General features: G+C 68.1%; 18 protein-coding genes. 9 read left to right on the forward strand and 9 right to left on the reverse strand.

The genetic code is table 11. The features are described from left to right. Nucleotides 1–26: 26 nt before the first annotated feature. Complete coding sequence (locus ACQPYK_RS21585) at nt 27–1157, reverse strand: FAD-dependent monooxygenase (protein ID WP_433257814.1); 1131 nt, start codon at nt 1155–1157, stop codon at nt 27–29. 63 nt (nt 1158–1220) lie between these two features. Between ACQPYK_RS21585 and ACQPYK_RS21590 the strand changes: the two genes are divergently transcribed. Then, entirely contained in the window at nt 1221–1673 is a 453-nt protein-coding gene (locus tag ACQPYK_RS21590) for a MarR family winged helix-turn-helix transcriptional regulator (RefSeq protein ID WP_433257816.1), read from the forward strand. A gap of 530 nt (nt 1674–2203) precedes the next feature. On the opposite strand, the gene ACQPYK_RS21595 is transcribed toward ACQPYK_RS21590, so the two are convergent. Beyond that, nucleotides 2204–2920: a dienelactone hydrolase family protein gene (locus tag ACQPYK_RS21595; protein ID WP_433257818.1), complete on the reverse strand. Its 717-nt coding sequence runs from the start codon at nt 2918–2920 to the stop codon at nt 2204–2206. Nucleotides 2921–3680: 760 nt separating this feature from the next. Between ACQPYK_RS21595 and ACQPYK_RS21600 the strand changes: the two genes are divergently transcribed. Then, nucleotides 3681–5216: a hypothetical protein gene (locus tag ACQPYK_RS21600; RefSeq protein WP_433257820.1), complete on the forward strand. Its 1536-nt coding sequence runs from the start codon at nt 3681–3683 to the stop codon at nt 5214–5216. Between the two features lie 40 nt (nt 5217–5256). Here the strand turns inward: ACQPYK_RS21600 and ACQPYK_RS21605 are convergent, their stop codons facing one another. Beyond that, entirely contained in the window at nt 5257–5796 is a 540-nt protein-coding gene (locus tag ACQPYK_RS21605; protein WP_433257822.1) for an AAA family ATPase, read from the reverse strand. Between ACQPYK_RS21605 and ACQPYK_RS21610 the strand changes: the two genes are divergently transcribed. Both ACQPYK_RS21610 and ACQPYK_RS21615 read left to right on the forward strand, forming a co-directional pair. Next, on the forward strand, nt 5795–5998 hold the full coding sequence (locus tag ACQPYK_RS21610; RefSeq protein WP_433257824.1) for a hypothetical protein: 204 nt from the start codon (nt 5795–5797) through the stop codon (nt 5996–5998). The two genes, ACQPYK_RS21605 and ACQPYK_RS21610, sit on opposite strands and share 2 nt — an antisense overlap. Then, complete coding sequence (locus tag ACQPYK_RS21615; protein WP_433257826.1) at nt 5995–6918, forward strand: transposase family protein; 924 nt, start codon at nt 5995–5997, stop codon at nt 6916–6918. The genes ACQPYK_RS21610 and ACQPYK_RS21615 overlap by 4 nt, the downstream gene beginning before the upstream one ends. Nucleotides 6919–6977: 59 nt before the next feature. Here the strand turns inward: ACQPYK_RS21615 and ACQPYK_RS21620 are convergent, their stop codons facing one another. Beyond that, the gene (locus ACQPYK_RS21620) at nt 6978–7934 is read right to left on the reverse strand and encodes an SDR family NAD(P)-dependent oxidoreductase (RefSeq protein WP_433257828.1); all 957 of its coding nucleotides are present in this window, start codon (nt 7932–7934) and stop codon (nt 6978–6980) included. A 54-nt stretch (nt 7935–7988) separates the two neighbouring features. Here ACQPYK_RS21620 and ACQPYK_RS21625 point away from each other — a divergent pair, with 54 nt between their 5' ends. After that, nucleotides 7989–8408 carry a MerR family transcriptional regulator gene (locus ACQPYK_RS21625; RefSeq protein ID WP_433257830.1) on the forward strand — a complete coding sequence of 140 codons (420 nt, stop codon included), beginning with the start codon at nt 7989–7991 and terminating at the stop codon, nt 8406–8408. Between the two features lie 219 nt (nt 8409–8627). Here ACQPYK_RS21625 and ACQPYK_RS21630 read toward each other — a convergent pair whose 3' ends face one another. Next, nucleotides 8628–8768, reverse strand: coding sequence for a hypothetical protein (locus ACQPYK_RS21630; RefSeq protein ID WP_433257831.1), 141 nt, complete (start codon nt 8766–8768; stop codon nt 8628–8630). 9 nt (nt 8769–8777) lie between these two features. Between ACQPYK_RS21630 and ACQPYK_RS21635 the strand changes: the two genes are divergently transcribed. Next, the gene (locus tag ACQPYK_RS21635; protein WP_433257833.1) at nt 8778–9632 is read left to right on the forward strand and encodes a hypothetical protein; all 855 of its coding nucleotides are present in this window, start codon (nt 8778–8780) and stop codon (nt 9630–9632) included. Nucleotides 9633–9860: 228 nt separating this feature from the next. On the opposite strand, the gene ACQPYK_RS21640 is transcribed toward ACQPYK_RS21635, so the two are convergent. Together ACQPYK_RS21640 and ACQPYK_RS21645 are read right to left on the reverse strand one after the other, a co-directional pair. Next, on the reverse strand, nt 9861–10364 hold the full coding sequence (locus ACQPYK_RS21640; protein WP_433257834.1) for a hypothetical protein: 504 nt from the start codon (nt 10362–10364) through the stop codon (nt 9861–9863). 338 nt (nt 10365–10702) lie between these two features. Further along, complete coding sequence (locus ACQPYK_RS21645; RefSeq protein WP_433257836.1) at nt 10703–11659, reverse strand: Lrp/AsnC family transcriptional regulator; 957 nt, start codon at nt 11657–11659, stop codon at nt 10703–10705. An 80-nt stretch (nt 11660–11739) separates the two neighbouring features. Between ACQPYK_RS21645 and ACQPYK_RS21650 the strand changes: the two genes are divergently transcribed. Together ACQPYK_RS21650 and ACQPYK_RS21655 are read left to right on the forward strand one after the other, a co-directional pair. Continuing rightward, a complete protein-coding gene (locus tag ACQPYK_RS21650; protein ID WP_433257837.1) occupies nt 11740–12603 on the forward strand; it encodes an NAD(P)H-binding protein in 864 nt (287 codons plus the stop codon). A gap of 67 nt (nt 12604–12670) precedes the next feature. Next, entirely contained in the window at nt 12671–12826 is a 156-nt protein-coding gene (locus ACQPYK_RS21655; protein WP_433257839.1) for a hypothetical protein, read from the forward strand. Between the two features lie 217 nt (nt 12827–13043). Here ACQPYK_RS21655 and ACQPYK_RS21660 read toward each other — a convergent pair whose 3' ends face one another. Beyond that, complete coding sequence (locus ACQPYK_RS21660; RefSeq protein ID WP_433257840.1) at nt 13044–13361, reverse strand: hypothetical protein; 318 nt, start codon at nt 13359–13361, stop codon at nt 13044–13046. A 212-nt stretch (nt 13362–13573) separates the two neighbouring features. Next, on the reverse strand, nt 13574–15361 hold the full coding sequence (locus tag ACQPYK_RS21665) for an alpha-L-fucosidase (RefSeq protein ID WP_433257842.1): 1788 nt from the start codon (nt 15359–15361) through the stop codon (nt 13574–13576). Between the two features lie 206 nt (nt 15362–15567). On the opposite strand from ACQPYK_RS21665, the gene ACQPYK_RS21670 reads away from it, so the two are divergent. Beyond that, a complete protein-coding gene (locus tag ACQPYK_RS21670; RefSeq protein ID WP_433257844.1) occupies nt 15568–18930 on the forward strand; it encodes an OmpL47-type beta-barrel domain-containing protein in 3363 nt (1120 codons plus the stop codon). Nucleotides 18931–18962 lie beyond the last annotated feature (32 nt).

Below are 18962 nucleotides of genomic sequence, written 5' to 3' on the forward strand. Positions count from 1 at the left end.
CCGCCAGAAACTCCGTCAGCACCGGATCAGGAGGTGGCGATGAGGGCGGTGAGGCGGTTGCTGAAGCGGGCGAGCATGGCGCTCTGGGACGTTTCGGAGACCAGGCGGCCGATCAGCGGCGGGATCCGCCAGTTGGCGGGGCTGCGCCTGGCCATCTGGGAGACCAGGGAAATGTGGGGGTAGCGGGCCTTCTCGTAGGCGCGCAGCCGTTCCGCCAGGTCATCGCCGCCCTTGGCGAGCTCACGCCCAAGCACCCACACGTCCTCGAGGGTCTGGTTGGCGCCCTGTCCGAGAGTGGGCGGCATGAGGTGGGCGGCGTCGCCGAGCAGGGTGACGCAACCCTTGCCCCATACCCGGCGTACCTTCTGCCAGTGGTGGCCGAAGAAGTCGAGGTCGTCTTCGGACGCCTGGGCGAGCACCTCGGGGACGGGCGACGCCCAGTGGCCGAAGCGGCGCCGCAACTCGGCCAGGGGTGCGGCGGGGCGCGGGTCGCCGGGGGACCAGCGCACGTCGAACCACCACTGGAGCATGCCGTCCCCAGCGGGGATGAGCCCGCACGCGCCCTCGCGCCCTGTGATCATGAGGTGGACGTGGGTGCGGGTGAGGTCGATGTCGATCGGGCTGAGGGCCTGCCAGGTGCCGAAGGTGGCCGTCCGGATGGGGACGTCGCCCCACAGCGCGCGCCGTACCACCGAGTGGTGGCCGTCGGCTCCGATGAGCAGATCCCCCGTGACCGTCGAGCCGTCGCCGAAGGTCGCCGTCACCTGGTCGCCGTCCTGGGTCACGCTGCGGCAGGCCATGCCGTACCTGATCAGGTCGCCGGGCAGTCCTTCGGACAGGCGCTCCAGCAGGAGGCGGCGGGAGATCGACTTGCTCGGGAAGCCGTAGCGCGCGGCCGCGTGGGCCATGTCGGACCTGAGACGCAGACGGCCGTCGGCCGTCAACGCGTCGATCCTGTCGAACCGGCCGCCGACGCCGTCGAGACTGACGCCGAGATCGTTCAGTACGGCGGCGCCGTTGCTGAAGATGCTCAGCCCCGCGCCGCCTGTCCGCATGGCCTGTGCCTGCTCGTACACCCGCACCCGGTGACCGGCGGCCAGCAGGCTCCGTGCGACCGCCAGGCCGCCCACGCCGGCTCCTATGACAAGAACGTCCATATTCACTCCAAATCGAAGTAACTCCATTACGAAGATACATCGTTATGAAGTAGGTTAGGACGGGTGGTCCACAAGCATCCAGAAGAGGACGTCTTCCGCGAGTTCCTGATCGCGGTCATGCTGCACATTGAGGCGATCGCCGACCGGCTTGACGTGCATCACGTCGACGTCGCCGCCCTCATCCTGCTGGAGATGCGCGGACCGCTCCCGGTGGGGGCGATCTCCGAGGAACTGGGACTGCCGTCCGCCTCCACGACCCGGCTCATCGACCGGCTGGAGAAGGCCGGCTACGCACGACGAGTGCGCGGCGAACGCGACCGGCGCACGGTCACCGTGGAACTTGTCGAGGACGGCATGGCCGAATACCACGCCACCCGCGAGACGTCCGAGCGGCACCTGGAAGAGATCCGCGCGCACTACTCACCGGAACAGGTGCCATTGATGCTGGGCATGCTCACTCGCGTCGCCCGGGCCTACCGCTCGGCGACCAGGGAACTGCGCGAGAATCCGGCCTGAACCACCCGGAGAAAGGGGCACCCCCCGGCCCGGCCGACGCCCCAGGGCAACAGGTCCACCCCTGTGCCCTGAACGGGTCCCGGACGAGCCGACCGGCCAGGAGGGCCAAACCCTGGCGGGCCCGCGGCTCGGTGCGGCACGACAGCGGGCCTTGCCGGGCGTGCCGTCCCGCATCAACGGGTGATCTCCACCACGCACGAGGTGATCAGCCGTCGTAGATCCCACGATTCCGCTGTTCATGCTGACCGCGTCTGATCGGGCACATCGAGGATCGGCGAAAGATTCGCTGTCGGGCACGAAAAGAGTGCCACTGACCTGTGCTAACGCAATCGCGTGTACTTCGTGACAGGAGTCTTGGCGACACCTCCTGAAAGCCCGGAGTTCGCGGGGAACCCAAGGGTCGACGACGAACCGTTGGGATCGTCGATCTCCCGAACCTGAACCCTCTCGGCCACGCCGGCCAGTGTGCGCTGAACGCGCCGATCGGGATCCGTCCCCGATCGGCGCGTTGCGGACGACAGGCGCCGGAATCAGCCCAGATGCCGGGCGAAGAATCGCAACGCGCTGTCGGCCTCGAAGGCCGGCACCTCCCCGTGTTTGCCGGGATTGGCGTGCAGCGTCTTCTCCGCCGAGGCCAAGGCGTCGAACAGTGCCAGGGCCTCCTCGCGCGGTACCCGCTCATCGTCCCACTGCAGCAGGAACTGCACAGGGATGGTGACCCGGGTGGCGACCTCGGCCGAGGCCAACGACGTCCCGTTCAGCCCCAGCACTGCCGCGCGAATCCGCGGCTCGGCAGCGACCAACGGAATGCCGAGAGCGCAGCCCAGCGACATGCCCCAGTAACCCACTGGGCCCAGATCCCCGAGCGCGTCCAGGACCGAGCGCCATTCCGGCACGGTCTGGGCGGCCAGCAGCGTGTGGAGCTCGGCCAGCAGCGGGACCGGGTCGCCCGCGTCGGCCATGCAGGCCCGCATCTCGGTGATGATCCGGTCGTGTTCGGCGGTCTTGGGCCGGTCTCCGTGGGCTGGGGCGTCGATGGCCGCGACCGCGAAACCGCACTCGGCCGCCAGCCGGAGGGCGCGGGCCACGACGCCGGGAGCCTGCTTGTACTGTCCGCCGCCGTGTCCGATGAGGATCAGGGCACAGGGTTCAGCGTCTTCCGGCGTCCACAGCACGCCGGGGATCTCGCCGAGGGTGAAGGATCGTTCGGTGACGCCGTCGGTCGACGTCTGCGAGGTGAAGTGCATGCGCGTTTCAAGCCTTTCGGGATGCCTTGTGCGGGCGCTCCCTAGGCGATACACGGGAGGGAGCCCCGACCTGTCACAGCGTTGATCGGTCTCACCTCCTCCGGGTCGATGCGGTGCACTGCGACGCGCAACGTATCACGACGGCTTCACACACGTCCCGCCAGGGCGAGCGTTGCCTGATGCGGCACCCGTGACCCTCCCCGGTTTCGCTGGATCGGCGGGGACAGCAATTCCGCCGGGCGGTGATGTCGTTCGCCGAGGCCAACGACATCCCGATCATCGACTTCAAGGCCAAGACCGGCAAGGGCCGCCCCGGAGTGCCGGCCGACAGCCCCTCGCCGGTGCGGTGGATCGAGTGACAGGTGTGGCAGTGAGATCGTCGGCCCGGCGGCCAGTGTGGCGTCGGCGAGTTCGAACAGCGCATCCAGGCTTTCACCGACAGTGGCAACCGGGCAGAGCAGCGCGCGCTGGAGAGGGCCGGGTTCCAGCGGGAGGGTGTCATACGCCAGGCGCGGTGGCGTTGCGGACGCTGACACGATCAGGTTCTTTACTCGTTGCCACGCCCCGAGGCGGGTCCGGCCGAGCCGTAAACGGGCTCCGCCGCTGGGCGCTCGGTACCGTCGCTGCGGTCGGGACGAGATCGTCCTTACTCGGCGCGTCCGGAATATCGTTGACTCGATCTATGCTTGGCGCGAGTCGGGTCGGCGTGGAAACTCGGATTCCGGCCTTACTTCCCTGGGCTAAGGAAACCTCCGCGTCCGTGCCGACACGCTTCCTGATGGGACTCCTGGTCCGCACGCTGTTCGCGGATTGGGCGGCCGCCTCCGGCGGTGTTCTGATGCTGGATGACCTTCATCGGTGCGACGAGGAGTCTCTGCCGGACGGGGACAGGGCGGCTCCGTCCCACGTCACGCTCATGCTCGACTGCTGTCGTGCCCTGACCGCCGCCGGGCGGCTCGAGGACGCCCGAGACCTCGTCCACGAGGTGCTGAGCGACGGCTCAAGGCTTCCAGAGGACTTGCGGCTGAACGCCTACGCGGTGTGCGCCGACGTCGAGCGGTTGCTGGGCCGCTACGACGAAGCGGAGGCGGTGGCACAGGTCGCGCTCGAAACACTGCCGAGGCCGCTGCCGGATCCGCTGCCGGCCGGAGCCTCCGACCTGGCGTTCAAGTACGGGTTGGTGCACATGCTGCGCGGTACCTACCGCCAGGCGCGCGCACTGGTCCGCGAGGTCGCGGGTGCGGCGGACGGGACGGGCGATGTCGCACGGCTGGGCCTGCAGACGCTCTCCGCTTTCGGTGACGTCTACATCGGGAAGATGGACACCGGGATGCCCGAGGTCGCGCGGTGCGCCCGGTTGGTCGACGGATTGCCCGACGCCGCGGCGGCACGCATCCCCGAAGCGCTCGCCATGATCGGCTGCGCCGAAATCTACCTGGAGCGCTTCGCGGACGCCTTCCGGCACCTGCGCAGAGGGCTGAGAGTCACAAGTGGTGGAGCGCAGCACATGGCGATGCACCACTTTCCGGGACTCTCCTTCCTCGGTCAGTGGACCGGTCGGCTGGACCAGGCGCGGCAGTGGGCGCTGGAAGCCGAGCGGCTCGCTCGCTCCATCGGCGCTGACGATGCCGTAGGGCTGGCCATAACGATGCGCGCCGCGGTGCTGATATGGGCGCGGAGCCGCCGGGACGCCGCCGAGATCGTCGCGCTCGCCGAAGAGGGGATGCGCGGCACCTCACCCGGTCAGGGTTGGTGGGCGGGTGCGGCGGCCGTGCAACTGGGCCAGATCCGGCTGATGAGCAGGGACGCTCACGGATGTGTGCGGATTCTCCTGGAGGAAGGGGGCGGTGAGGGCCTGCCGTTGGCTCAGCCGCAGCTCCGTCCCGAGATCATGGCCACCCTGTCGACGGCGGCGCTGCGATGCGGTGACCGTGACGCCGCCCGCCGCTGGGCAGGAGACGCTGAGACGGTTGCCGAGCAGCTGGGTCTGCCCGTCCAGCGTTCGAACGCTCGCCGGGCGTGGGCCGTACTCCATCTGGCGGATGGCGAGCACGCCGCGGCGGCGAAGCTGTTCGAGGAGTCGGCGGAGGGCTTCCGGCGCGCCGGAATGCCGGTGCAGCATGCCTGGACGCTGGTGCTCGGAGCGCGCTCGGTCGCGGCGGCCAAAGGCCCGGAAGCGGCGCTGAGCTGGCTGGACTCGGCCGTGAGCGTCTCTCGCAGCTGTGGGGCGGTGCGGGTTCGGGAGGAGGCGGCGCGGGTACGGGCGCCGAGCCGACCTCTATCAAGGCCTGCTTGAGCTGGCATGCAGCATCATCTGCCTTCGCCGACTCCAGACGTCATTCTGAGGTGCTCGGTAGGGGATCTCGGCGAGCAGCGCGCAGGTGAGCCATGGCGATCTGCACGTTGCCGGTCAGCGGAGCGGTGGAGTCGAGTACGAGGCGGTCCTCGCACCATGCGTCGAAGTTCGCGCGTCGCGCCTCCACTGACGCCCAGGTCGGCTCGACGAAGCCGTCAATGTCGCGCTGACGACCTTCCAGCCGTCGCCGATGCAAGGCACGATCGGAGCAGGTCACTTCGATGTAGCACAGCGCCGCACTCTGGCGGCGGGCAAGGCCGCGCCACTGTTCCCGTGCCTCCTGCGCATCGTTCACCGCGTCGATGATGACCGTCTTCCCGAGCGCGAGAACGTCGGAGGCGAGCGCCTCCACCACGACGTAGGCCGCCAGTCCGGTCGGCTGGCCGCGGTCGATTCCCGCTCTCCACATCGCGGCCTCCACCGGGTCGACCGACAGCACCGGGGCTGGAAGCAAATGGCCCAGCTTCTGGGCGATGGAACTTTTGCCAGCACCAGGTAAGCCGCTCATCACGATCAGCATGCCCGGAACACTGTCATATGGGACCGACAACCATCCGATGCCGGGGAAGGTCTCTCAGCGGTTGTCAGCCTGCGACGCGATGTTCAACTGGTCCATGTTGCTGTCGCGCCGACTTCATTTTGAAACGCTCAGTAACGAGCTGGTGCGCGATAGCGACAGCATGGTCCGTGGCGTTGAGGCACGGCAAGATTCGGTGATGTGAAGATCGCGCTGAATCGTGCCGCTTTGGCACACCAGGCTCTGACGGGAGTCTCCCTGAAGCATCTGGGGGACCTGGTCGTGGAGCTGGCGCGTCCGTGGCAGGCGATGGTGGAAGGGCGGCGCCATATGGTCCGCGGGGGCGAGCGTCGACGAGCTGCCGGCGCCGGCGCCAGACACCGCCTGGTGTTCGCCGACCGGGTGATCGCCACCTTGATCTACCTGCGCCACGATCTGCCGCATGCCGTGCTGGGCGTGTTGTTCGCCGTGGACCGCTCAACGATCACCCGGGCGGTCGGTGAGATACGAACCCTGCTCGCCGCTCGTGGTTTCGCCGTACCGCAGCACAACGGTCTGCGGCTGCGAACTCTGGCCGACGTGTTCGCCTACGCCCACGCCGAGCGGGTCGTCTTACGGCTGGATGCCACCGAGGTGCAGGTGCGCCGGCCCACGGGCCACCGCGGCGGACGGCGGGCCTTCGTATCGGGCAAGAAGAAGATGAACACGATGAAGGCCACCGTGGTGGCCGACGAGCACGGCCGGACCTTATGGGCGGGAGCGATACGGCCTGGGCGGATGCATGACGTCACCGCGGCGCGCAGCGAAGGGATCGATGATCTGTTCTCGCTCTTCCCCGATGTCCGGGTCCTGCTTGATGAGGGCTATCCGGGACTACGGCGTGACCATCCCCGGCAAGCCGTCACGCCGCCGCGCAAACCAGGAAAGATCGCGGCTCCGGAGGTTCACGCCGCACGAGAACTCGCCCGCCACCGGCATTCTTCGCTGCGTATTCCGGTCGAGAACGCCATCGCCGACCACAAGCGGTGGAAAGGGCTGACCTGTTGGACCCATCGTCGTGACACTCTGCCCGCCACCTACCTGGCTATTGCCGGTCTCGTTTCCGATCGCGCCACCGATCGGTAACCCGAGGACCTCGGCTCAGGTCAAGACGTCATCTTCGTTATCACGCACCAGCTCGTAAGTCAGGAGAAGCAATCCAGCCCGGTGAGTTCGCCGGAGAGGGCCCATAGCCGGGACGCGGAATCGGGGTCGATCGCCCACGTCTTGACGCCGCCGACGAGCATGTCGTCGGTGGTCGCGGGTTCGGCGATGTCGCAGTCCTGGCAGTAGGCGCCGCCGTACTTGTCGAGCAGAGGTGACGTGGCCGCCCATACGGCCGTCGCCGCACCCTGCGCTGGGGTTTTGAAGCCGTCGGCCTGGCGGCCCTCCGGGGTGATCCAGCCCTGGGCGATCTGCTGCTCGCGGGGGATGCGCCGTTGCAGCGGGGTGAGGATGCTGCCCGGGTGCACCGCGAAGGCATGCACGCCATCGGCCGCGCCGAGGGCGTCGAGATGGACGGCGAACAGGGCGTTGGCCGTCTTGGACTGCCCGTAGGCGAGCCAGTGGTCGTAGCCGTGGCGGAAGTGCGGGTCGTCCCAGCGGATGTCCGACAGGAAGTGCCCGGACGAAGCGACGGACACCACTCGCGCCCCGGTAGGGGCCAGGGCCGGGCGCAGGCGGTTGACCAAGGCGTAGTGCCCGAGGTGGTTGATGGCGAAGTGCGGTTCCCAACCTGGACCGATGAGCGTGTTCGGGTAGGCCATGACACCCGCGTTGTCGATGATGATGTCGAGGGGCCGACCGGTCTCCAGGAACCGGTCACTGAACATCCCGATGCTGCCGGGGTCTGCCAGGTCGAGTTCCCGCACCTCCGTCCGCGGAATGCCGCACAGCGCCTCCGTCGCCACGGCAGGACGGCGAGCGGGCACGATGACGTGCGCCCCGGCGCGGGCCAGCGCGCTCGTGGCCTCTAGCCCAAGACCTGAGTAGCCGCCGGTGATCAGGACGTTCTTGCCGGACAGCTCGATGCCGGCCAGGACTTCGTCCGCCGTGCTGTGCGCGTTGAATCCCGAGCCGATCTTGTGTTGCGTGATTGCCATGTCCTCGAGGTTAAAATCTAGAGTGCAATCTAGGTCAAGCTATGGCGGTGCGGTATGAGCAGGAACGCGGACGGCCTTTACATCGGAGACGTCGCGAAGGCGACCGGCCTGGGCGTGCACGCCTTGCGGTTCTTCGAACGTGAGGAGCTCTTCATCCGTCCGATTCCGCGCACGGCCGGAGGGCAGCGCGTCTATGAACCGGCGGACGTGGAGTGGCTCCTGTTGTGCAACCGGCTGCGAGAATCCGGCATGCCCATCGCCACACTGAAGAGGTTTGCTCGGCTTGTCCGATCCGGTCCGGGCAACGAGGCGGAGCGGCTCGCGCTCCTGGAGGAGCACGAAAGAACCGTCCGGGACAGGATCGCCGATTTGACGACCAGTCTGGAGATCATCCATGGCAAGGTCGTCACCTATCGCAAGCACATCGAGGAGGGAACCGCGGCCGGACTCTGGTCGCCGACACCCTCCACGTAGCCGTGGCCAAGACCCCCTCCCGCACCCGCTGTCCGCGCCGGCGGACCTTGATCCGGCCCAGGACGACGCGAAACTGCGGGCTGTCGCCGGCCTGGCCGGGAGTGAGAACAAAGGACAGTGGACGGCAGCACCGGTCGGCGGACAGATGCACCTTGCTGGTCAGCCCACCCCGGGAACGGCCCGACTCGGCCGCCTTCAGCCGCACCCGGCGCCGTCGCCTCAGCCGCCGGCGTCCAGCGCGTTTGCCTTCCCCGTCCTCGCCCAGCTTCGCGCTTTGGGCCGGTTGCCCCTTTCGCGGATCCCCTTTTCCTCCTCGGCCGCCTTCTCCAACTCCTGCAGCAGCGCCGGATCGAGTGCCATCCCCGCGGCGTGATGGTGGGCGCGAGCCGTCGTGGAGTCCACTGGCTGATCCTCTGCGAAAAGAGGGTCAACGCATCACTGCTGTTCAGGATCTCCACGTCGACCGCCATTGTGAGGACGCCGATCCTCGGCATGAGACAGGCATCCGAGTACATTCCCCGTCCCTGCGAAGGTCCTCTCGACCTGTTCACCAATGATGGAAGAGGCCACCACGTGGATGCCGGACGGTTTTCGGCCGATGAGGTATATGAGCACTACCGGCGGCTTGTTCGCGAGCCCGAGTTGGATGTGGCGTTGAGCTGGACGGTCGTGCTTCCCGACGACGGCGTGGACCCGCTCACCCTGCAGGAGGTGAGCACGAGGCTGGGCGGAGGAACGAGCTACGAGCTTCACCAGACGGCACGTCCCCACATCGTCAATCTCCCCCTCCCCCTCCCCGGGCCGTGCGCGGTCGTGGACCAACTCGGCACGGCAACCGTCTTGTACGGGCCCGGCTGTCTCTCCCTCTCCGGAGTGCTCCAGCGCCTGAGCCCGAATGCCAGGGTCTACAACGCCTGGTGGAACGCCAACTCCGTGAACTACCTGTCTCTCGCCGTCGACGGCGAGGTCCTCCTGGCAATCGACGGACTGTTCCCATGCCGCCCCGAGGACCACCCCAACCTGACACGGTGGCCCGAGTTGGCGGCGATGGAGGACTTCTTCGTCGACGTCGTGGACCAGGACTGTCTCGGGAGAGACGACGGCTGGAACTGGAAGGCAGGTTTCCTGACAGCCGTCGAACTGGCCACAGGGGTCCGGCTCGACCGGGGGTGGCTCGATGGAGAACACCCCTACCTGACGTTCTCGGGTCCTATACCGGGATGACGCGTCTTTGCAGCCGTCTCGAAACGATGGTGGCGTTCATCGGAGCGGCCACGTCATTCCTTTCCCGGAAGTCGGCTGCGGAGGGCGAACGGTTAGGGAGTTCTACCGCGTAGCGGGCCCAGTTGGGGTGCCACCGGAATGCGGCAGATTCGGGCCGCAGGGTTTCGCGACCCCCGCGTATGCGCGGGGGTCGCGGCGCGATCGGGTTGTCAGCGGCCTGCTGGACGCTCAGCAATCGCCGAGCCAGTCGACCTTCGTGATCGCGTCGAACAACGCGGGATCGACAACGACCGGCGTGCTTCGCACGGTCGAGTAGGTGCGGAACGCCACGCGCATCGGCACCGAGTCGAAGGGGCCGACCGTGAGCACCGGAGTGCCGAACGCCGTCCTGAAGACGAACCTCCCGTGCCAGATGTCGGCGTTGTTCGTATGTCGTGTATAGGTGTGGGCGTCCCAGGTGAAGCGGGACTTGCCACTGGCGTCTGGCTTGTCCAGGCGGACCTCTGACTGGACGGCAGGTGAACCCCCACCCAGTTGCGCACAGTCGCCGGCAGCGAACGGGAACGGCAGTGTCGATGTAATCCCCGGTGGAAGCCCTCGCGAGGTGTCGGTCGGACCGACCCCGACTCCGACCTCGCTTCCCGGGGCAGCCTGTGCGACGCTCGGAAACAGCAGGATCCCGGCGGCCGCCGTGCCCAGGACCACTGCACTCCAACGGTTCAGGACTCTCATCTTGCTCCCTTCCGCGGAGGTGCTCACCCCCGCAGCTTCAGGGCGTTCCAGCGCGTTCCACCGGAATAGGCCTGCCGGTAAGGTTGGCCCCACCAGCTGCCATTTGAGGCGTTGCCGCAGATGGACAGTTGTCGAACCGCCAGGGCGGCGATGATCGTGTCGGTGAGCGGCGCTGGAAGCGTTCCGGGTTGGGTGGGGGCCTGGATGATGGCGGCTCGCCGGTGGAGGGGCCCGGCCAGGAGGTCCAGGCTGACTTCCGATATCGGTGTCGGCAGACAACTCGGCGCGTTCGAGAGCACGGGCAGTGGGTGAGGCATCGGCCGGGCGCGGGCTGAGTCTCAGGCCAGGAGGGTGCCCACCCGCTTGACCGTGCGGATCACGGGCGCGGTCTCCAACTCGCGCACGCCGTGGAGCGGCGCTACCCGCTCGGTGAGGTAGCGGTAGAGGTCGCGGGTGTCGCGGCAGGTCACGCCGGCCATGAGGTTGGTGTGGCCGGTGGTGGCGGCTACCACGTCGGCCTCGGGGTGAGCGGCTATCGCGGCGCCGACCGAGGCCAGGGCCGCTGGCTCCACCTTCATCCACAGCCAGGCCTCGGCGTGGTAGCCCAGGGCCTGCGATGGGATTTCGACGTCGAACCTGAGCGCGTCGCCGGATCGCAGTTCGCCGAGGCGGCGTCGTACGGTGGTTTGCGACCATCCGCTGGCTGCGGCCAGCTCGCCGTACCCGGCTCGCCCGTCCTGGGCCAGCACGCGCAGCATGGCGTGGTCCTGTGCGCTCAGGGAGATCTCCATCTCGTACGGCAGAGCGGGTCGGATTCGCTCGGCCTGCTCGTCGGTGAGCACGGCGACGCGGCTGCGCCATCCGGCGAACATGTGCAAGGTGGCGTGCGCGGACATGGCCACGATGCGCGGGGTCCGCGGCAGTTTCTTCAGCAGCAGGGCGTCGCCGTCCTGGTCGCCGCCCGTCTGGACGCCGCAGGCGATCTCGGTGCCGCCGGACAGCAGGCGGACCCAGACGGTGTCGTCGCGCCGGGCGATGGCCTCGGCCACCTGGCCTGCCGCGTCGGGCGTGCACACGAGCCGTACCGACCACGAGGTGCGGCCGAAGCGCCGGCCGTCGAGCCAGCCGACCACGCGCAGGACGCCGTGCGCGCGCAACTTCCGGTAGCGGCGGGCGACCGTGTGCTCGGAGACGTGGAGCACGTCGGCGATCGTGCGGAAGGAGGCGCGGCCGTCGATCTGGAGCGCGTGCACGAGAGCGTAGTCCATCGCGTCCAACACGCTAGTTTTCGCCATGTTTCATGGTTTCACGCTACTTATCGCCGCAAAATAGTCCATGAGGTGCGTGGTCGCCGGGGTGACGGGATTCTTGATGCATGAGCACTTACCTGGTTTTCGGCGCAACGGGCAGTGTGGGCAGAAGGGTGGCCGAGCGGCTGGCCTGGAGGGGCGCCGCCGTACGAGCGACGAGCCGCAACCCTGAGGCCGCGAAGCTGCCCCAAGGCGTCGAAGTGATCACCCCGGACCTGGGCGCGCCCGGCGCTCTCGATGATGTCGAGGCGGCGTTCCTCATGTGGCCCTTCCACTCGGCCGAACGCGCCCGTCCCATCGTCGACGCGCTCAAGCGCCGCGTCCGCCGTGTCGTCTTCATGACCGGTGGCGGCGCACTCCCCGGAGTCGCGCCCGAAGAGCAGCCCAACCCGGTCGCCCGCTGGCACGCCACCGTCGAGCGGCTGATCGAGCAGTCCGGAATGGAATGGACGGTGCTGAGCCCCAGCACCTTCATGACCAACACCCTGTGGTGGAGCGACCAGATCAGGGCGGGCGACAGTGTCCGCGGGGCCTTCGGCTCGCTGGCGATGACACCGATTCACGAGGACGACATCGCGGCGGTGGCCGTCCAGGCACTGACCAAATCCGGGCACGAAGGACGCCGCTACACGCTCACCGGGCCCGAGGTGCTGACCCAGGCCGAGCAGGTACGGCTGATCGGCGAGGCCATCGGCCGTCCGCTGCGCTGGGAGGAGTTGTCGCTGGAGCAGGAGCGTGCCCGGCTGCTGGCCGACCCTGACTTCCCCGACGGCTTCGTCGACGAGCTGCTCGACGGCTACACCAAGATGGCGGCGGCCCCGCGCCCGGACGTCACGTCCGCGGTGCCCGACACCACGGGCGAGCCCGCCACGACGCTGTCGGCGTGGGCCGCCGAGCACACCGCGGACTTCGGCGGTGGGCAGCGATAGCGTACGTTCCCGTCCCGGCGCAGTTCGCCTCTGACCGTTGTTTCGAGGCGGATCGCCCGGTTGGGGCGTGCGCGCCATGCTCGCTCGCTACGCCGCCAAAGCCGGCCTGGAACACAACATGCCACCCCACCGCCTGCGGCATTTCCTGTTCACCTGGCTCAAGTCCCAAGGCATCGACGACGCCCTTTGTTCGGCGCGCTGCTGGATGAACACGCCGTCCTGACCGGCCCTGCTTCCCTGAGCGGCGAGGAGGGCTTGGACGCGATGGTGAAGGGTGTGCGCGTGGCTGGCCTACGAACGCGACGACGATCTGCTCTGACCGATCCGCGCGGCGGAACATGCGAAGCTCCGGCTGTGCGGCGGGGACTTCAGATGTTCCATGACCGTGTGTTCAGCGATGGACATGTTGAGATTCGGCCTCAAGGCCGCCGCGGATGGGCTTAGTACTCATCGTCCTCAGGCGGCGTAACCAGGCCGGTTTCCGTGCTGTAGGGCAGGTCGATGACGATGAATCCGTCGCCGTTGACCTGCCAGCCGGCGCGCAGCACCGACTTGACAGGGAGGGGCACGATGTAGTCCTCCGGGTCGCCCTCGCTGGCGAACTGGGCGAGGAGCACCATGATCGAGTGGCCGTCATGGGGGGTGTAGCAGTGCCACGGGGCCAGTTCCGTGGGCAACTCACCCGGGTACGGGCGGCCGGGGATGAGCATGTGCCCCAGGTTGCGGGTGATCACGACGGCAGGGTCAACGGCAGGCATCGGAATAGGCCTCCTCTTCAGATCCGAAGGTGAGTGCATCCTGCCCTATGGCGCCACCCATCTGTGGCAAAGCTGTGGTGCCATCCCGTGTAGCCGGGAAGCCACGTCGATGAGGCGTTCGCCCTGGAGGCGTTCTCCCGAGCATCTCCAGCCCCGAAGGAGACCGACCTGACAGTGGCTGCTGGGGTGCCGAGGTGAACGCCTCTGGCCGGTTATCGGCGGGAGAGCGCGCGAGTGAGGCCTGCCAAGATGGTCGTTGCCGGGATCCACCCCGCAGCGATCATCGCGGCGGCGAGCCACTGTTGTGCGCCACGCGGGCCGAAGGCGCTCTCCTGCCCGAAGCCGATGATCGGGAGAAGCAGGTCCAGGGTGTACAGGAAGGCGTTGAAGGGCGGTGCCTCGCCCGGCTTGACGGCCGGCGGCTCGTGGATGGCGAAAACCAGCGTGCCGACGAGGAGAAGAGCTGCGAGCCAGAGCGCGGCACGCAAGGGGCGGTAGCCATAGCCGACGGTCCAATCCTGCAGGTATCCCCATGCTCGCGCCCCAAGCCCTTGTCCCGCGCGGCGGCGACGCTGTTTGGCCAGCAGCACGTCTCGAGCGGCCTCATCGTGACCATGCCTGTGGTAGACGGCGGTCAGCTGCTCATACGGCTGGGGCTGGTAGGCCTCCTTGGCCAGCCAGCCGAGGCGCCCTCGGACCGGAAGGGGCGCCTCGAGGCTGTCGTAGGTGAAGCCGTTCATCAAGAGCCGGGCAGGCCACTGGCCGGGAACGTCGTCGAGCACGCCGATGTGAGTGTGGCGAAGGTCGACGCTACCGAGCAGGGCGGTCTGCGGCCCGATCTTCAGCGAAGCCGCCTCTACGCCACGCAGGTGAAGGTCGCCGTCGATGGTGCTCTCGGCGAGGCACAGTGTGGCGGCGATCCGGGAATTCCTGATCGAGAGGGTTCCCGTGGCGGTGAAGCCTTCGCAGCAGTCGATTCCACCGCCCGCATTCACCTCCCACAGAGCAAGCACGCGCCCGCTGGGATTGCTGAGCGCGGCGCCGTGAAACTCCAAGCCGCCCTCGACCCTGGCGTTGATGAGCACGATCTCGCCATCGGCACGGAAGCCCTCGCTGCAGCTGAGCCTGCCGGTGACCGTAAGCCTCCGCAGCGAAAGCACCGTGGCGTCCGGGTTGGAGATCCTCCCGCCGTCGAAGGTGACCGATCCGCGGACCTGCGTGGAGTCCAGGAAGACCTCTCCGATCGCCACGAAGCCCGGTGTGGCTCGCAATCCGCTGCCCAGCTCCATCAGCGGCGCGTTCAGCGCGTATCCACCCGGATTGGCAAGGCTCGCGTGAGCGAGGGAGAGCGAACCGGCCACGTGGGCTGCGCGCAACAGGACTTCGCCGTCGACGGCAAAGCCGTCATCGATGAATAGCCCGCCCTCGACGGTGAGCCGCTCGGCGTTCAGGGCGATGCCGCCGGGGTTGGACAGCCGAGCGCCACTGAACACGCAACGACGTCCCACCCGGGCATCCTGCACGCTCAGCTCGCCGTAGGACTGGAAGCCGCCGCGACACGACAACCCGCCCTCGATGACGATCCCCTCGGCGGCCAGACCATGGCCGCCCGGCCGCCCTACCCGCGTGCCATCCAGTCTCACCGTCCCGCCGATCCTGGCGCCCGTGACGCAGATCCCGCCGTCTATGACAGCGTTCGCGCCCAGAAGATCCCGGTTGACGGTCAGGCCGTCGGCCTGGACGGCCGGATCCGCGTGGATCGCCGTGCCGCTGAGATCCAGCGTCCCGGACACCTGCGCGCCACTGAGGTGAAGCGGCCCGTCCATCTTGGTGGCCGGCCGTCCGGTGTAGGCGGGGTTGTGCCACTCATAGAGCGAGTAGTAGAACCCGGCCTTCAGCTTGGCCTTGTCCTGGCGTGCCGCGTCGAACAGTTCCTTGGCCAGGTCGCGGCGGGGTCCGAGGTCGACGGTGTCACGCCCGCTGCTCTTGCTGTCCCACAAGGGCGGGTGGCGTGTCGGCGGTCGCGGCGGGTTGCGTGACGAAAAGAGATCCGATGATAAGGGGGCCGGTAGCGGGGACTGAGCATGCTTTTCGCCTCATGAGGGGACTTCGGACGTTGATTGATCGGATGAAACGTGACCTTGGCGTGATCGCCTTCACAAGGGGACTGTGTCAAAAATGAGGTGATCCACGACAGGAGACCCCTATGCGTCACGGCAAGTCCTGGCGGCTGCTCCTCGCGGCATGCGTCGCCGCGAGCGGGCTGACCGCCCTCACCCCCACCGAGGCCCTGGCGGCCGACACCGTCTTCCACGTGGCCACGCAGGGCGACGACGATGCCGCGGGCACCGAGACGGCGCCGTTCAGGACGATCGCACGCGCCCAGCGCGCCGTACGTGAGGCACTGCCCACCACGACCGGCCCGCTGCGGGTGCGGGTGCGGGGCGGCGTCTACTACCTCTCCGAGCCCCTCACCTTCACCCCCGTCGACTCCGGTGCCACCTACGAGGCGGCCGCGGGCGAGCAGGTCGTGCTCAGCGGCGGGCGCAGGCTCGCGCCCGCCTGGACCACCCACCAGGGCGCCACCCTGGTCGCCGACATCGGCAAGGACCTCGACTTCGACGAACTCTTCCTGGACGGCAAGCGGCAGGTCCTGGCCAGGTACCCGAACTTCGATCCCAAGGTCGCGGTGCTCAACGGGTACGCCGCCGACGCGATCTCCCCGTCGCGGGTGGCCCGCTGGAAGAACCCCACGACCGCTTTGGTGCGCGGGCTGCACCAGGGCGAATGGGGCGGCAACTCCTTCAAGGTGACAGGCGTCGACGGCAACGGCGACCCGACGCTGCAGTGGGTGGGCGACAACAACCGGGGCAGTGGGCTGCACCCGCAAAAGCGCATGGTCGAGAACGTCCTGGAGGAGCTGGACGCGCCGGGGGAGTGGTTCTACGACAAGGCCGCGGGCAGGTTGTACCTCCAGCCTCCCGCCGGCGTCGACCCCGCGGCGGTCCGCGTCGAGACGGCCGAGCGGGAGGAGCTCATCCGCGTCGTGGGCGATTCACCCGCGTCACCGGTGCACGACCTCACCTTTGCCGGGTTCACCTTCACCCAGACGCACCGGACGCTGTTCAGCCGGCCGTACGAGAAACTGCAGCTGGGTGACTGGGCCATCGCCCGCGCGGGTGCGGTCTACCTCAAGAACACCAGAGGGATCACCGTCCGTGACGCCCGCTTCGACCAGGTCGGTGGCAACGCCGTCTTCATGGACGGATACGCCGAGGGCAACGTCGTCTCCGGCGGCGACTTCCGCGACTCCGGGGCGAGCGACATCGCGGTCATCGGCTCCCACGACGCCATCCGAGAGCGCTCCACCTGGGATGCCATGCGGAGCACCATCACCGACACCACGCCGGGCCCGAAGACCGAGGACTACCCGCGCGACATCGCGATCACCGGCAACTACCTGACCCGCAACGGGCGCTTCGAGAAGCAGACCTCCGGCGTGCAGATCTCGATGAGCCGCCGGGTCACGGTCTCCGGCAACACCGTGCACGACGGGCCGCGCGCCTGCGTCGACATCAACGACGGCACCTGGGGCGGGCACGTCATCGAGGACAACGACATCTTCGACTGTGTCAAGGAGACCTCCGACCACGGGCCGATCAACTCCTGGGGCCGCGACCGCTTCTGGCCCCTGACCGCCGGTGACGCCGTGAAGAAGGACTACGCCAAGCTTGACGCGATGGAGACCACGAAGATCCGGCACAACCGGATCTGGCACTCCTCCCACTGGGACGTCGACCTCGACGACGGCTCATCCAACTACGAGGTCACCGGCAACCTCCTGCTCAACGGCGGGGTGAAGCTGCGCGAGGGCTTCTTCCGCACGGTGCGCGGCAACGTCTTCGTCAACGGCGGCGGGCACTTCCACGTCTCCTACGCCGACAACGGCGACGTCGTCGAGAAGAACATCTTCGTCACCGACGACCCCTACGACTTCATCCAGAGCGATCCGTCCACCTCCAAGACCGCCTACGACGACAACCTCTTCTGGAACAACGGCAAGCCCGTCGCCGACATCACCGACGCCTGGCGCGCCCGCGGCCTCGACACCCGCTCGATCGTCGGCGATCCCCTGTTCGAGGGGGCGAGCCCCTACGCCGATCCGGCCAAGCTCGACTACTCCCTCAAGGCCGGCTCCCCGGCTCTGGCGCTGGGCTTCAAGCCCTTCGCGATGACCGGATTCGGAAAGCCGGGCTCGCCCACGCCGCCGCCGCTCACCTGGCGCAAGCCGGACACCGGCATGACGATCGGCAACCTGGTCGAGCCGCTCATGGGCGCGACGGTCACCGAGATCCACAGCGACGAGGTGAAGTCCTCCGTCGGGCTCACCGACTACGACGGCCTGTTCTTCGCGGCCGTGCCCGCCGACTCCCACGCCTGGCGGCAGGGGCTGCGCACCGGCGACGTCATCAGGGAGATCGCCGACGTCAAGGTGAGCGACCGCAACAGCTTCTGGAAGGTCTACAACCGCACTCCCGCCGGACGGCCGACGGCGCTGAAGGTCTGGCGCAACCAGGCGCTGACGGACTTGAGCCTGACCAAGGCCGCCGGCGTGGAGACGATCGACAACGTCTCCGGCGTCACCTACACCGGCACCGGCTGGGATTGGAAGAACGACCAGCGCGGCGGCGCCCGATCCACCCTCGACGACCTACACGCCACCCAGACCGACGGGGACGCCTTCGAGCTGGCCTTTCACGGCACCGGCGTCGAATACATCGCCCAGGTCAACTCCGACGAGGGCAAGGTCGACCTCTACCTGGACGGCAAGCTCGACACCACCATCGACAACCACAACCCGATCCGCGAGTACCAGAAGATCGTCTACACCAAGACCGGCCTGGCATCGGGGCCGCACACACTCAAGGGGGTGAAGAAGGACGGCTCCTACTTCATCGTCGACGGCTTCAAGATCCACACTGCTCTTGGGGACGGCGAGGCGCCGGTGACCACCGCGTCCGGGGTGCCCTCAGGCTGGGCCTCCCAGCCCGTACAGGTGGCACTGACCGCCTCCGACGCGGGCGCCGGCGTAGAGCGGACCGAGTACCACCTCGGCGACGACGCCTGGCGGGCCTACTCCGGTCCCGTGCGCGTGGACCGTGAGGGGGAGAGCGTGCTGACCTTCCGCAGCGTCGACCGGGCCGGCAACGTCGAGGAGTCCCGATCGGTCACCGTCAGGATCGACACGACGGCTCCCACGCTGACCGTCACGCCCAGCCCCGACCGCTTGTGGCCGCCGAACCACAAGCTGGTGCCGGTGGACATCTCGCTGAAGGCGGCCGACGCCGGTCCCGTCACGGTCACCCTGGTCTCGATCACCAGCTCGTCGGCCGGGGTGGAGGGCGACGTCCGCGGTGCTTCGTACGGCACGGCCGACACCTCCTTCGCGCTGCGTGCGGAGCGGGATGGCGGGTCGGCTCGGGTGTACAGGATCACGTATCGGGTGGTGGACCGGGCGGGCAACGCCGCTGTGGCCCACACCCAGGTGACCGTACGGCGGGCCGTCTAGGTTTCCGGCAAGGCGGACCGGAGCTTCCGAGC

The sequence above is a fragment of the Streptosporangium sp. CA-135522 genome, from assembly GCF_050949235.1.
In the GTDB taxonomy this organism is placed as follows: domain Bacteria; phylum Actinomycetota; class Actinomycetes; order Streptosporangiales; family Streptosporangiaceae; genus Streptosporangium.

Bases quoted from the DNA above. Each gene is read 5' to 3' on its own strand.
- ACQPYK_RS21585 (WP_433257814.1), bottom strand. From the start codon at position 1,157: ATGGACGTTCTTGTCATAGGAGCCGGCGTGGGCGGCCTGGCGGTCGCA.
- ACQPYK_RS21595 (WP_433257818.1), bottom strand. From the start codon at position 2,920: ATGCACTTCACCTCGCAGACGTCGACCGACGGCGTCACCGAACGATCC.
- ACQPYK_RS21610 (WP_433257824.1), top strand. From the start codon at position 5,795: ATGCCCGGAACACTGTCATATGGGACCGACAACCATCCGATGCCGGGG.
- ACQPYK_RS21605 (WP_433257822.1), bottom strand. From the start codon at position 5,796: ATGCTGATCGTGATGAGCGGCTTACCTGGTGCTGGCAAAAGTTCCATC.
- ACQPYK_RS21620 (WP_433257828.1), bottom strand. From the start codon at position 7,934: ATGGCAATCACGCAACACAAGATCGGCTCGGGATTCAACGCGCACAGC.
- ACQPYK_RS21625 (WP_433257830.1), top strand. From the start codon at position 7,989: ATGAGCAGGAACGCGGACGGCCTTTACATCGGAGACGTCGCGAAGGCG.
- ACQPYK_RS21630 (WP_433257831.1), bottom strand. From the start codon at position 8,768: ATGGCACTCGATCCGGCGCTGCTGCAGGAGTTGGAGAAGGCGGCCGAG.
- ACQPYK_RS21640 (WP_433257834.1), bottom strand. From the start codon at position 10,364: ATGAGAGTCCTGAACCGTTGGAGTGCAGTGGTCCTGGGCACGGCGGCC.
- ACQPYK_RS21645 (WP_433257836.1), bottom strand. From the start codon at position 11,659: ATGGCGAAAACTAGCGTGTTGGACGCGATGGACTACGCTCTCGTGCAC.
- ACQPYK_RS21650 (WP_433257837.1), top strand. From the start codon at position 11,740: ATGAGCACTTACCTGGTTTTCGGCGCAACGGGCAGTGTGGGCAGAAGG.
- ACQPYK_RS21660 (WP_433257840.1), bottom strand. From the start codon at position 13,361: ATGCCTGCCGTTGACCCTGCCGTCGTGATCACCCGCAACCTGGGGCAC.
- ACQPYK_RS21670 (WP_433257844.1), top strand. From the start codon at position 15,568: ATGCGTCACGGCAAGTCCTGGCGGCTGCTCCTCGCGGCATGCGTCGCC.